This is a genomic window from Streptomyces sp. NPDC051684 (assembly GCF_044453445.1).
Taxonomy (GTDB): domain Bacteria; phylum Actinomycetota; class Actinomycetes; order Streptomycetales; family Streptomycetaceae; genus Streptomyces.
Genome location: NZ_JBITCS010000009.1, coordinates 70727 through 83345, shown reverse-complemented (window position 1 = coordinate 83345; position 12619 = coordinate 70727). Strand labels below are relative to the sequence as shown.

The 12619-nt window shown below is 71.4% G+C and carries 13 protein-coding genes; 6 read left to right on the top strand and 7 right to left on the bottom strand.

Annotation, left to right across the window (positions count from 1 at the left end; all coding sequences use genetic code 11):
- Positions 1 to 82: 82 nt before the first annotated feature.
- Positions 83 to 2179: a trypsin-like peptidase domain-containing protein gene (locus ACIA8D_RS13530; RefSeq protein ID WP_399231654.1), complete on the bottom strand. Its 2097-nt coding sequence runs from the start codon at positions 2177 to 2179 to the stop codon at positions 83 to 85.
- A complete protein-coding gene (locus tag ACIA8D_RS13525) occupies positions 2176 to 2631 on the bottom strand; it encodes a CU044_2847 family protein (protein ID WP_399231653.1) in 456 nt (151 codons plus the stop codon). The genes ACIA8D_RS13530 and ACIA8D_RS13525 overlap by 4 nt, the downstream gene beginning before the upstream one ends.
- A 178-nt stretch (positions 2632 to 2809) precedes the next feature.
- Here ACIA8D_RS13525 and ACIA8D_RS13520 point away from each other — a divergent pair, with 178 nt between their 5' ends.
- Complete coding sequence (locus ACIA8D_RS13520) at positions 2810 to 2995, top strand: DUF6104 family protein (RefSeq protein ID WP_037674049.1); 186 nt, start codon at positions 2810 to 2812, stop codon at positions 2993 to 2995.
- A gap of 30 nt (positions 2996 to 3025) precedes the next feature.
- Here the strand turns inward: ACIA8D_RS13520 and ACIA8D_RS13515 are convergent, their stop codons facing one another.
- Positions 3026 to 3865, bottom strand: coding sequence for a hypothetical protein (locus ACIA8D_RS13515; RefSeq protein ID WP_399231652.1), 840 nt, complete (start codon positions 3863 to 3865; stop codon positions 3026 to 3028).
- Positions 3866 to 4066: 201 nt separating this feature from the next.
- Here ACIA8D_RS13515 and ACIA8D_RS13510 point away from each other — a divergent pair, with 201 nt between their 5' ends.
- Both ACIA8D_RS13510 and ACIA8D_RS13505 read left to right on the top strand, forming a co-directional pair.
- Positions 4067 to 5050 carry a DUF4097 family beta strand repeat-containing protein gene (locus tag ACIA8D_RS13510; protein ID WP_399231651.1) on the top strand — a complete coding sequence of 328 codons (984 nt, stop codon included), beginning with the start codon at positions 4067 to 4069 and terminating at the stop codon, positions 5048 to 5050.
- 1 nt (position 5051) lies between these two features.
- Positions 5052 to 6044 carry a helix-turn-helix transcriptional regulator gene (locus tag ACIA8D_RS13505; protein ID WP_399231649.1) on the top strand — a complete coding sequence of 331 codons (993 nt, stop codon included), beginning with the start codon at positions 5052 to 5054 and terminating at the stop codon, positions 6042 to 6044.
- A gap of 27 nt (positions 6045 to 6071) precedes the next feature.
- On the opposite strand, the gene ACIA8D_RS13500 is transcribed toward ACIA8D_RS13505, so the two are convergent.
- The 4 genes from ACIA8D_RS13500 to ACIA8D_RS13485 all read right to left on the bottom strand — a co-directional run bounded on the left by ACIA8D_RS13500 (position 6072) and on the right by ACIA8D_RS13485 (position 9266).
- Positions 6072 to 6629, bottom strand: coding sequence for a Clp protease N-terminal domain-containing protein (locus ACIA8D_RS13500; protein ID WP_399231648.1), 558 nt, complete (start codon positions 6627 to 6629; stop codon positions 6072 to 6074).
- A gap of 3 nt (positions 6630 to 6632) precedes the next feature.
- On the bottom strand, positions 6633 to 6842 hold the full coding sequence (locus ACIA8D_RS13495; RefSeq protein WP_399231646.1) for a helix-turn-helix domain-containing protein: 210 nt from the start codon (positions 6840 to 6842) through the stop codon (positions 6633 to 6635).
- Between the two features lie 103 nt (positions 6843 to 6945).
- Entirely contained in the window at positions 6946 to 7908 is a 963-nt protein-coding gene (locus ACIA8D_RS13490) for a zinc-binding dehydrogenase (RefSeq protein ID WP_399231643.1), read from the bottom strand.
- Between the two features lie 143 nt (positions 7909 to 8051).
- On the bottom strand, positions 8052 to 9266 hold the full coding sequence (locus ACIA8D_RS13485; protein ID WP_399231641.1) for an NADP-dependent malic enzyme: 1215 nt from the start codon (positions 9264 to 9266) through the stop codon (positions 8052 to 8054).
- Between the two features lie 564 nt (positions 9267 to 9830).
- On the opposite strand from ACIA8D_RS13485, the gene ACIA8D_RS13480 reads away from it, so the two are divergent.
- The 3 genes from ACIA8D_RS13480 (at position 9831) to ACIA8D_RS13470 (ending at position 12576) form a co-directional block, all read left to right on the top strand.
- Positions 9831 to 10787 (top strand): ABC transporter substrate-binding protein, encoded by a 957-nt coding sequence (locus tag ACIA8D_RS13480; RefSeq protein ID WP_399231639.1) that lies wholly within the window; start codon positions 9831 to 9833, stop codon positions 10785 to 10787.
- A gap of 71 nt (positions 10788 to 10858) precedes the next feature.
- Positions 10859 to 11806 carry an amino acid ABC transporter permease gene (locus tag ACIA8D_RS13475; RefSeq protein WP_399231637.1) on the top strand — a complete coding sequence of 316 codons (948 nt, stop codon included), beginning with the start codon at positions 10859 to 10861 and terminating at the stop codon, positions 11804 to 11806.
- 17 nt (positions 11807 to 11823) lie between these two features.
- Positions 11824 to 12576 (top strand): amino acid ABC transporter ATP-binding protein, encoded by a 753-nt coding sequence (locus tag ACIA8D_RS13470; protein ID WP_399231867.1) that lies wholly within the window; start codon positions 11824 to 11826, stop codon positions 12574 to 12576.
- Positions 12577 to 12619: the final 43 nt, after the last annotated feature.

The window sequence follows — 12619 nt, the reverse complement described above, 5'->3', positions numbered from 1 at the left end:
AAGGGACGTGCCTCACGGTATCGATGGTTCGTGGCGCTGGTAAGGGCTCCGTGGGGAGCTGGCCTGAAGGGGCGTGCTGGCGTCACGGCGCCTCCAGGAGTTCGCCCGAGCCCGGAAGGGGCTGGTCCGGATCGTCGTAGAAGAGCGCGATGCCGTCGGCCCAGAACGCCTCCGTGTGGCTCGCCAGGAGCTTTCTGCGCAACTCGTGGACGCGCTCCGGCAGTTGCCGGGCCCCGCGCGGGTCGGCGACCGTGACGGCGGCGCCCCGGTGGAACTCGCCGCACACCGCCGCCGAGCGGGCCGGACCGCGGCGCCACAGGGCGACACCGAAGCCGCCCAGCAGGATCCGGGCCAGCGCCTCGGTGTCGTCCTCGTAGCGGTGCTCTCCATAGCGGCACATCACCGGTACGGACGCGGGCGACAGATCGCGCAGCTCCAAGCCTTCGGGAACCGGCCTGGGCACCCCGGCGTCGCAGTCGAGGAACTCGGCCCGGGCGCTGTGCGCGTGCAGCCAGCGCCAGCGGTCCGCGCGGTCGGCGTCCGGTTCGGACGACGCCGGGGCGCAGTCCTCGAAGCCGGGCTCGCCGGGCAGCCTGTCCCGGTCGCCGCAGCGCAGCACGACGGGGCCGCGCACGCCGAGCGGCGGTTCGTCGGGCCGCAGCCGCCAGCCGTCCACCGGCAGATCGAGACGGGTGTGCGGAAGCACGACCTGGAGGGTCGCGGGCCACCCGGGTTCGTCGCACTGCCGGAAGGCCTCCGCGAGGGGCGCGGCGAGCCGCGCCGGGAGAGCGTCGGTCGGGGTGCGATCCTCCTGCCGCACGCAGTCGCGCGCGCCGCCCGGCCGGGTCACGTACACCTGCCAGTCCCAGTGGTCCCGCTCCCAGCCGCGCTCGACGAGTTCGAGCAGCGCGGCGGGCCGGGCCGTCCGGTCGGGGGCGGGCTCGGGGGCCGCGCCGGGTGGTCTGCGCTCCCTCAGACGGTCGGTGCGCAGCTTCTCGATACGCCGCCTGCGCCCCATGTCGAGCCGTTCCTCGCCGGCCTGCCGCACCCACTCCCACAGGGCCTGCTCGGCGCCCGCGGTGCTCGGGGTGACGAAGGGGCGCTCGGCCGTCATGACCCGTACCGCGTAGTCGAGCACGAGAGCGCGCACGCCCTCGTCGTGCGCGCCTTCGTACAGGGCGCCGAGCCCGTCCCGCCAGCCGCGCGGCGAGGGCAGCGGGGTGCCCCCTTCGAACTCCGGGAGCGACTCCAGGATGTCGAGCAGACCGCGGGTACTGACCGGCGGCGGCAGGTCGGCGAGCCGGCCGAGCAACTGGACGCGCTCGCCCGCGGTGAGCGTGCGCCCCGGCCGCGCGCCGAGCCGGCTCTGCACATCGGCCCAGGTGTTGCGGGCGGGCTGCGACTGCCGCTGGCGGTCCCGGTGGTAGCGGTCGTGGGCGTGGCAGACCGCCTGGTAGAGGTCGTCGTGCTCGGCCCGCACCGACTGCCCGGGCACCGGCGCGGGCAGCGTGCGCAGCTGCTCGATCCCGATGGACGTGCCGCCCCGCCCGTGGTCCGCCCGCGACTTCAGTACGCCGATGACCTCGCCGCGCACCGGGTCGACGACGGGGCCGCCCGAGATCCCGTACGGCAGGTCGTTCTCCCCGAGCCGCAGCTGTACGCCGGACGACCAGTCGCCGATGGTGCCCTTGACGGCGATCGGCCCGTCGAGCCGGCAGACCCGTCCGTCCACCACGGTCCAGCCCGCGTAAAAGACCTCCCCCTCGCTGTAGTACGCGGCGGGCCGCTCGGCCACGTAGACGCACTCGTGGTCGACGGGCTCGCGCAGCCGGATGAGAGCGAGGTCGGGGGCGGGCCAGCCGCCGCGCACCGCCTGGTCGACGCCCTCGGGGAGCGTGGCGACGACCTCCCCCGGTACGTGGGACGTGCCGCGGCCGGGTCCGCTCTCGTAGGCCACCGCCAGCTCGCCCCCTTCCCCGCCGCGTGCCACGTGTGCGCAGGTCAACACCCAGTTCGGGGCGACGAAGAAGCCGCTCCCGACGAAGCTTCCGGGTTCGTCGGCTGCATACCCGGCCCCCGTGCGATGAATGCGCACCGTGGCCGCCATGACGAGTTCACGCAGCGCAAGGAGGGCGGCATCCCGTTGGCCCGGTGCGCCCCCGTCGCGCACTGGGGTCATGCCCCGGCCCCGGCGACGGTCGGATCGGCTCCCCCGTGCGCCGGGGCGCCGGGCGGCGCGCCCGGGTTCTCCAGGTCGGGAGGGCCCTCGTTCCAGGTGAGGGTGACCTTGATGCCGGCCTTCGCCTCGCCGTCCGCGAGCAGTCCGACGACCTTGCCCGCCTTGGCGGTCAGCTCGACGCCGAACTCGACGCTGACCTCGTCGGGGCGCACGGCGCGCAGCGGCCGCGCGAGGGAGCGCGCGACCCCCGTCACGAGCGCGTGCAGACTCTCGACACTCGCCTCCACCCGGTCCGTGAACCCGGTGTCGGAGTACGACAACTCGCCGTCTCGCAGGCCCAGTTCCTCGGCGTCCCCGGATATTCGGGCCCACACCGGGGTCCCGTCGGGCAGCGCGATCCGCGCGACCCTGGTCACTTCCCGTGCTTCTCCTCGCGCCCCTTGCCGCTCCATACCGCTCCCCCGTTTCCCGTTCCCCCGTGACCTCCCTTGCGGGACAAGGGTCCTTCCCCGGTTGAGCGGGGGCTACCCCTCGGCCGGGCCCCGACGCCGGCCCTCCCCATAGGCTTGGTGGTCAGTCACACCACGCCCGCGCGCCCGCGCGGGCCCCGCACGCAGGAGAAACAGCCCCATGTACTTCACGGACCGCGGCATCGAAGAGCTGGAGAAGCGGCGCGGCGAGGAGGAGGTCACCTTCGAGTGGCTCGCCGAGCAGCTGCGGACGTTCGTCGACCTCAATCCGGACTTCGAGGTGCCGGTGGAGCGGCTGGCCACCTGGCTGGCACGGCTCGACGACGAGGACGACGACGAGGAGTAGGCCCCCAGGCGGCCCGAACCTCAGCGGGGCTCAGGTGGCCTTGCGCGCCGCCCGCACCCTCTCGTACGCGAATCCGAGCGCCCCGTGCAGCAGGAGCAGCGCCCCGGCGGTGGTCCAGCCGCCGCTGCGCCGCCGCAGGCCGTGCACGGTGAGCGGCAGCCCCGCCGCGAGCTGGGCGGCGGCAAGCAGTCGTGCCCTGGGGCCGCGCAGCCAGGGGCCGACGCTCGTGGCCTCCACGACGTCGAGCTCGGCGTGCACGGCGTCGCGCCAGCCCGACCACGTGACCTGCTGCGCGTCCTGCTGGATCCGGGCGACCTCGCGCAGCCGGTCGGCGGGTTCGCCGGGGGTCAGCCCCGCGGGGAGGGTCAGCCCGGCGCGGGTGAGCACCGCGAGAAGGCCGAGCAGGCGGGCGCGCGCGTCGGACGCGCCGTCGCCGGTGTCGGGCTTCGCGAGGGCCTCGAGCGCCTGCAGATCGAGTACGGGGTCCAGGCCGAGGCGGGCCGCGAAGGTGCGCAGCGCCTCGGCCTCACCGACCGGGGTGCCGTTCGCGAGCCATTCGTAGCCGACCGGGCGGCGGAACCCGGAGGCCAGCGTGAACCCGCTGCGGTCGGCGTCCCACCACAGCGCGAGCACCGGCCAGGTCGCGCCGACGGCGAGCGCGCCCGCCCAGCCGCCGAGGACCCGGTCGACGGGTTCGCCGCCGCCGTCCTCCATGGACAGCCACGGCTTCGCCTCGGGCACGAGGACGCTCCACTCACGTCCGGCGCGGGTGAGCAGCATCCGCTCGCGCAGCAGTTGAGCGGCGGGCCCGACGACGGACGGTTCGGCGCGGCAGAGCAGCAGCGCACCGGCGGGTTCGAGGGACGACATGGACCCACGCTAGAGCAAATAGGTGGATATCCGCAGCAATTGGACGACCTACCGGCGACCTGCCGATGCCGTACCGGCGGCCCGCCGGGCGTCGGGGCCCGGAGTTTCGCGACAGTCTTGACTTTCCACGTCCGCGATATATCGTGTTTGACAGAGGACGCGATATGGCGCGTTCGCTCCGGTCGTCGAGGAGGTCGCACCATGCCCGAGTGGTCCGTCACGGAGCCGCGGAAGCTCGTGTTCGACGAGCCGGTGTCGGCGCTGCACGTACGCATCGTGAGCGGTGCGGTGAATGTGGTGGGGACGGCCGAGGGGCCGGCCCGCCTCGAGGTGTCGGAGATCGAGGGCCCGCCCCTGCGCGTCACGCAGTCGGACGGCACGCTCACCGTCGCGTACGACGACCTGCCCTGGAAAGGTTTCCTCAAGTGGCTCGACCGCAAGGGCTGGCACCGCAGCGCGGTCGTCTCCCTCGCGGTCCCGGCGAACACGCGGGTCGAGGTCGGCGTGGTCTCGGCGGGCGCGGTGGTCTCGGGCACCGAGGGGCTCACGGAGGTGAAGGGCGTCACGGGCGACACGACGCTCGTGGGCGTGACCGGCCCGGTGCACACCAGCACGGTCTCCGGCGGCGTCGAGGCCCAGGCGGTCACCGGCAGCCTCCGCTTCAACTCGGTCTCCGGCGACCTGACCGTCGTCGAGGGCTCGGGCTCCTCCGTGAAGGCGGACACGGTGAGCGGATCGATGATCGTGGACCTGGACCCCGCGGGGCCCACGGACGTGAGCCTGACGAGCGTCTCCGGCGAGATCGCCATCCGCATCCCGCACCCGGCGGACACGGAGGTCGAGGCGAACACGGCGAGCGGAGCGGTGTCGAACGCCTTCGAGGATCTGCGCGTGGCGGGCGCCTGGGGCGCCCACAAGATCACCGGCCGGCTCGGCGCGGGCACCGGCAAGCTGAAGGCGACGACGGTCTCCGGGTCGATCGCCCTGCTGCGCAGGCCCCCTTCGGAGGAGGCCCCGCACCCGGCGGAACTCTCGGACTCCCCCGGACCTCAGGACGCCCGCGGACCTCAGGACTCCCCCGAGCCCCAGGACACCGACCCCGCCGACCCCGCCGACGCCGACGATCCGGCCGGCACCGACCGCCCCGACGACAGCGACGGTCCCGACGACAAGAAGGTGCTCTGACATGCCCCCCGTCTTCGCCCACGGGCGCCTGCGTCTCTACCTGCTGAAGCTGCTCGACGAGGCGCCGCGCCACGGGTACGAGGTGATCCGCCTCCTCGAGGAGCGCTTCCAGGGCCTGTACGCACCCTCGGCCGGCACGGTCTACCCGCGCCTGGCCAAGCTGGAGTCGGAGGGCCTGGTCACCCACACCACGGAGGGCGGCCGGAAGGTCTACGCGATCACCGAGGCGGGCCGGGCCGAACTGGCGGACCGCAGCGGCGAGTTGGCCGACCTTGAGCTGGAGATCCGCGAGTCCGTGGCCGAGCTGGCGGCGGAGATCCGCGACGACGTGCGGGGCGCGGCGGGCGATCTGCGTCGCGAGGTGCGCGCGGCGGCGTCCCAGACCCGCACGGGCCCCGGCCCCGGCGACTTCACGGACAAGGAGGCGTGGCGCGCCACCAAGGAGGAGGTGCGGCGCGCCAAGCACGAGTGGAAGGAGCAGGCGCGGCGGGCGAAGGACGAGAGCCGCCGGGCCCGCGAGGAGGCCCAGCGGGCGCGCCGCCAGGCCAAGGAGTCGCAGGAGCAGGTGCGGGCACAGGCCGCGGAGGACTTCCAGCGCATGGCCAAGCGTGTGCAGGAGCAGGTGCAGGACCACTTCACGCGCGGCGACTGGCCGACGGGCGTGCGCGAGGGCCTGACCGAACTGGCCAAGGAGTTCGGCGAGTTCGGCAAGTCCTGGAGCAAGGAGGCCGGGCACACCGCCCCGACCGAGCCCCAGTACCGCCCGCCGAACGACGAGGTCCCCGCCGAATACGTCCCGTCGTGGGCCTCGGAGGAGCACTCCAGCGGCGATCCGGCCCGCGACCTGGACCGCCTCCTGGACCGCTTCCGCGACGAGATCCGCGACGCGGCGCGCGACCACGGGGTGACGGCGTCCCAACTCGGCGAGGCCCGGCACCACTTGTCGGACGCGGCGGCCCACATCGCGGCGGCCCTGCGGACGCCGAAGGCGTAGCGGGCCTCGGGGGGAAAGGGCGGCGGGTCAGCCGGCCGCCGCCGCCCCGCCCCCGTACAGCACCCGCTCCACCGCCGTCACGGTCACCCCGTGCTCGGACAGGACCTCGGAGGCGACGCCCGGGCGGGAAGCGAGGGCGAGGAGGAGGTGCTCGTCGCCGATCGACCGGTCCTGGTGGGCGAGGGCGATGCGCAGGGAGGATTCGAGCACGCCCTTGGCCTCGCGGGTGAGGGGCCGCCGCCCGCCGATCCGGCGGCCGCCGGTCAACACGCCCTCCCCATGGGCCTGTTCGACCCGGGCGACGACCTCCTCCACGTCGATGCCGATCCCCGCGAGGGCCTCGGTGTCGGCCCGCGAGAGTCCCGCCCTGCGCCGCGCGACGGCAAGCGCCCGCCCGATGGACGCGCGACGCTCCTGTGTGTCCGCGCCGAGGGCGCCGAGCGCGAACGCGCCGCGCGTCCCGCTGCCGTCGAGGAGCGCGAGCATCATGTGGCCCTCGTCGACGTGTTCCGCGCGTTCGCTCTCGGCCCGGGCGACGGCGCCCTTCACCACGTCCCGGGCGCCCTTGGTGAACCTCTCGAACATCGCTCATCGCCTCCCGTACTTCTTGTGCACGGCCTGCCGGCTGATCCCGAGTTCGGCCGCGATCTCCTGCCACGACCAGCCCTGATTGCGGGCACTGCGCACCTGTACCGCTTCCAGCTGCTCAAGGAGCCGCCGCAGCGCGGCGACCGCGCGCAGCCCGACCCGCGGATCGCGGGCCCCCGCCTGCTCGGCGAGATCCGTCGCATCAGTCATGTTGTCAATCTAGGTTGACAGTCCGGCGACGTCAACCCTGGTTGACATGGTGGGTACGAAAAAGGGCTCCCGGCAACCCGCCGGGAGCCCTTTCCTGCTCGGCTCAGACGCTGAGCACGACCTTCCCGAACAGCTCGCCACCGGCCATCTTCTCGAAGCCTTCGCGGGCCCGGTCCAGTGGCAGCACCTCGTCGATCACCGGCCGGACACCCGTGGCGGCACAGAAGGACAGCAGGTCCTCCAGCTCGTCCTTGGACCCCATGGTCGAGCCGACGACCTTGAGTTCGAGGAAGAAGATCCGGTTCAGTTCCGCGGCGGGCGGGTTCGGCCCGCTCGTCGCCCCGGAGATGACCAGGGTCCCGCCCGGCTTCAGGGACTTCACGGAGTGCGACCAGGTGGCGGCGCCCACCGTCTCGATCACGGCGTCCACCCGCTGCGAAAGGCGCGCCCCCGTCTCCACGGCCTCCACGGCGCCGAGCTCCAGGGCCCGCTTGCGCTTCGCCTCGTCCCGGCTGGTCGCGAAGACCCGCAGGCCCGCGGCCTTTCCGAGCACGATCGCGGCCGTCGCGACCCCGCCGCCCGCACCCTGCACGAGGACCGAGTCACCGGGCCGTACGCCGGCGTTGGTGAAGAGCATCCGGTACGCGGTGAGCCAGGCGGTCGGCAGGCACGCGGCCTCCTCGAAGGAGAGCTCCTTCGGCTTGCGCAGCACGTTCCACTCGGGCACGGTGACCTGCTCGGCGAAGGTGCCCTGGTACTTCTCGGTGAGGATCGAGCGCTTCTCGCGCGGCCCGACCCCGTATCCGGTCTGGCCGATGACGGAGTGCAGAACGACCTCGTTGCCCTCGCTGTCGATCCCGGCGGCGTCGCAGCCGAGGATCATCGGCAGGGATTCCTCCCCGAGACCGACCCCGCGCAGCGACCACAGATCGTGGTGGTTGAGGGAGGCGGCCCTGACGTTCACGGTGGTCCAGCCGGGCCGGTTCTCGGGGGCGGGCCGCTCCCCCAACTCCAGGCCGTTCAGCGGCTGATCACGGTCGATGCGGGCTGCGTAGGCGGCGAACATGACCTTGACGATAGGCGCCGCTCCCCGGCCGGGGAACCACCGTCACCTGTGACACACGTCCCGTAGCCAGGAACGCCGCACGCACGGGAAAGGCCCCGCCGAAGAGGCGGGGCCTTCACCGAACGAGCCGAACGCAGCCGATGTCAGCGGCGCGCCACACCCTCCGCGCGAGCGGCGGCGGCAACCGCCGCCGTGACGGCCGGAGCCACCCGCTCGTCGAACGGCGACGGGATCACGTACTCGGCGGACAGCTCGTCACCGACCACTGCGGCCAGCGCCTCGGCGGCCGCGATCTTCATCGTCTCGGTGATCCGGGAGGCCCGGACCTGGAGCGCGCCGGCGAAGATGCCGGGGAACGCGAGCACGTTGTTGATCTGGTTCGGGAAGTCCGAACGCCCGGTCGCCACGACGGCCGCGTACTTGTGCGCGACGTCGGGGTGCACCTCGGGGTTCGGGTTGGCCATCGCGAACACGAAGGCGCCGTCCGCCATCGAGGCGACCGCGGGCTCGGGGACCGTACCGCCGGAGACGCCGATGTAGACGTCGGCACCCGCGAGGGCGTCCTCGAGGGAGCCGGAGAGGCCCGCCTTGTTGGTGATCTCGGCGAGCTCGCGCTTGACCGGCGTGAGGTCCTCGCGGTCCCGGCTGACGATGCCCTTGCGGTCCGTGACCGCCACGTCGCCGAGGCCCGCCTCGAGGAGGAACTTCGCGATCGCGACGCCCGCCGCACCGGCGCCGGAGATCACGGCACGCAGGTCGCCGAGGGCGCGCCCGCTGAGCCGGGCCGCGTTCTTCAGGGCGGCCAGCGTCACCACGGCGGTGCCGTGCTGGTCGTCGTGGAAGACCGGGATGTCCAGGCGCTCCTGGAGCTTCTTCTCGATCTCGAAGCAGCGCGGGGCCGAGATGTCCTCGAGGTTCACGCCGCCGAAGGACGGGGCGAGGCGCACGACGGTGTCGACGATCTCGTCGACGTCGTTCGTCGAGAGCGCGAGCGGCACCGCGTCCACGCCGCCGAACTGCTTGAAGAGAATGGCCTTGCCCTCCATCACCGGGAGGGAGGCCTCGGGACCGATGTCACCGAGTCCGAGGACGGCCGAACCGTCCGTCACGACGGCCACGACGCTCGACTTCCACGTGTAGTCGTGGACGAGCTCCGGCTGCTCGGCGATCGCGCTGCACACCTTCGCGACGCCGGGCGTGTACGCCAGGGACAGGTCGTCCTTGTCACGGACCGGCACGGTGGCCTGCACGGCCATCTTGCCGCCACGGTGCAGCGCGAAAGCCGGATCGAAGGGCTCGTCGGAGCCCTCGTTGCCGGTACTCGCGTCGCTGCGAGGGTTGACGATCTCCGCTGCCACTTTTCTGACCCCTTAAGTCATGTTGCACAGGTTGAGGGTGGTTCCGTCCCTGATTGAGGGACGGGCGGGCACCGCGCACGCGCCGGACGGTCCTGTGGTGGGCCGCCCTGTGGGCACCTGCGCGACGGGCGCGCCGCACGCGCGCCCTGAGCCCCGGATGAGGGGTGTAAAGAACCTTCTTACCTGACGGGCGGTGTCGGCGACGAGCCCGCCCGTGATCGATCACGCCTCGGTGACATGACTCATAGCCGAATATCTGGACAAGTCCGCAAGTCGATCGCCCAAAACGAGGGAATTCCGCCCGAATGGTGAGACAGCGGGCGGTCCACCGGAGGATCTCCAGCCGCGGGCCGGAAGCGCCGCAGAAGCTGTACCCCCCATGCACGCTGAAACCGGGGGTCGTTGGCACTCTTCGGTCACCCGTTATCCGATTTTGACATGGCTGACCTCCTGAATCGGCGAGTCCGAATGGCAAGATGCCTCATCACACGAGGTCGCGACACCCGAAGGTGCGTGCCAGGCGACCAGCACGGCAACTCCCACACCCGGCCGGAGGAACCAACCATGACCGCAAGCACCACCCAGCGCACGACCGCGAAGTCCGCGAAGTCCCGGATAGCCGCGGTCGGCGCGATCGCGGTCGCCGGCACGCTGCTGCTGACCGGCTGCGGTGACCAGACCAAGTCCGACAGCACCAAGGACAGCTCGAAGTCCGCACCGCTCGCGGACAAGCTCCCCAAGGAGATCCGCGACAAGGGCGTCATCCGGGTCGGTTCGGACATCGCCTACGCGCCCGTCGAGTTCAAGGACAAGTCCGGCAAGGCGATCGGCATCGACCCCGACCTCGCGAAGGCGATGGGCAAGCAGCTCGGTGTGAAGTTCGAGTTCCAGAACGGCACCTTCGACACGCTGGTCACCGGCCTCAAGTCGAACCGCTACGACCTCGCCATGTCGGCCATGACCGACACCAAGGACCGGCAGAACGGCATCGACTCCGACACCGGCAAGAAGGTCGGCGCGGGCGTCGACTTCGTCGACTACTTCAACGCCGGCGTCTCGATCTACACGCCCAAGGGCAAGACCCAGGGCATCAAGACCTGGGACGACCTGTGCGGCAAGAAGATCGTGGTGCAGCGCGGCACGGTCTCCCACGACCTCGCCAAGGCGCAGGCCAAGAAGTGCAAGAGCGGCAAGAAGATCGGCATCCAGGCCTTCGACGACGATCAGCAGGCGCAGACCCGCCTGCGCTCCGGCGGCGCGGACGCCGGCTCCTCCGACTTCCCGGTCGCCGCGTACGCGGTGAAGACCTCGGGCGGCGGCAAGGACTTCCAGATCGTCGGCGACCAGGTCGAGGCCGCCCCGTACGGCATCGCGGTCTCCAAGGACCAGAAGCAGCTGCGTGACGCGATCAAGGCCGCGCTCGACGCGATCATCAAGAACGGCGAGTACGACAAGGTCATCGCGAAGTGGGGCGTCGAGGCGGGTGCCGTGAAGTCGGCGACCCTCAACGGCGGCAAGTGACCGCACGTTCCACGTCATTGACCGCGCGGCACACGTCATGGACGTCCGCGACGTCGTGAAAGGCAACATCCGTGTCTGTTGACATAGACAAGACGGGCGGCGGCCCCGAGGACACCCCGCCGCCCGCGGCCGCACCGGCAGCCATCAAGGCGATCCCGGTGCGGCACTACGGCCGGTATCTCTCGGCGCTGATCGCCGTCGCCGTCCTTGCCCTGATCGTCTACGCGTTCGCGCAGGGCAAGATCAACTGGGGCGCCATCCCGGACTACTTCTTCGACGACCGGATCATCACGGGCGCCGGGAAGACCCTGCTCCTGACGGTCCTGTCGATGGTGATCGGCATCGTCGGCGGCATCCTGCTCGCCGTCATGCGCCTGTCGAAGAACCCGGTGACCAGCTCCATCGCCTGGTTCTACATCTGGTTCTTCCGCGGCACCCCGGTCCTGGTCCAGCTGTTCGTCTGGTTCAACCTGGGCCTGGTCTTCGAGTACATCAACCTCGGGCCGATCTACAAGGACTACTGGTCGTCCTTCATGACGCCGTTCCTGACGGCGCTGCTCGGCTTCGGTCTCAACGAGGCCGCGTACATGGCGGAGATCTGCCGCGCCGGCCTGCAGTCGGTCGACGAGGGTCAGACCGAGGCCTCGCACGCGCTCGGCATGAGCCACGCGAAGACGCTGCGCCGGGTGATCATCCCGCAGGCGATGCGCGTGATCGTGCCGCCCACGGGCAACGAGGTCATCAACATGCTGAAGACGACCTCCCTGGTGTCCGCCGTGCAGTTCCCCGATCTGTTCAGGGCCGCCCAGGACATCGGCCAGCAGTCCGGCTCGCCGGTCGAGATGTACTTCCTCGCCGCCGCCTGGTACCTGGTCATGACCTCGATCCTCAGCGTCGGCCAGTTCTACATCGAGCGGCACTACGCCCGCGGCACCAGCCGTCAGCTGGCCGCCACGCCCTGGCAGAAGGTGCGCGGCAGCCTGTTCTCCCTGGGCCGTCCGAACGGAGGCGCGGCATGACCGACGAACAGCACGCCATGGTCAAGGCCGAGCAGGTCCACAAGTCCTTCGGCCACGTGAACGTCCTCAAGGGCATCGACCTGGAGGTCAAGCAGGGCGAGGTGTTCTGCCTCATCGGCCCGTCCGGCTCCGGGAAGTCGACGTTCCTGCGCTGCATCAACCACCTGGAGAAGGTCAACGCCGGCCGGCTCTACGTCGACGGGCACCTGGTCGGCTACCGGCAGCAGGGCGACAAGCTCTACGAACTGCGGGACCGCGAGGTCGCGCTGCAGCGCCGCGACATCGGCATGGTGTTCCAGCGCTTCAACCTGTTCCCGCACATGACGGCGCTCGAGAACGTCATGGAGGCGCCGGTCCAGGTCAAGAAGCAGTCGCGGTCCGAGGCCCGGGCGCGGGCCCAGGAGCTGCTCGACCGCGTCGGCCTCTCCGACAAGTCCGGCAGCTACCCCTCGCAGCTCTCCGGCGGTCAGCAGCAGCGCGTCGCGATCGCCCGGGCGCTCGCGATGGAACCGAAGCTGATGCTCTTCGACGAGCCGACGTCCGCGCTCGACCCCGAGCTGGTCGGCGAGGTCCTCGACGTCATGCGCGACCTCGCCGAGTCCGGCATGACGATGGTCGTCGTCACGCACGAGATGGGCTTCGCCCGCGAGGTCGGCGACAGCCTCGTCTTCATGGACGACGGCGTGGTGGTCGAATCCGGCGACCCCCGCGAGGTCCTGACCAACCCCCAACAGGAACGCACCCAGTCGTTCTTGTCGAAGGTGCTGTAACGCTCCGCTTCGTGAGCGGCAGCTGGGCATTTCAAGCCCAACT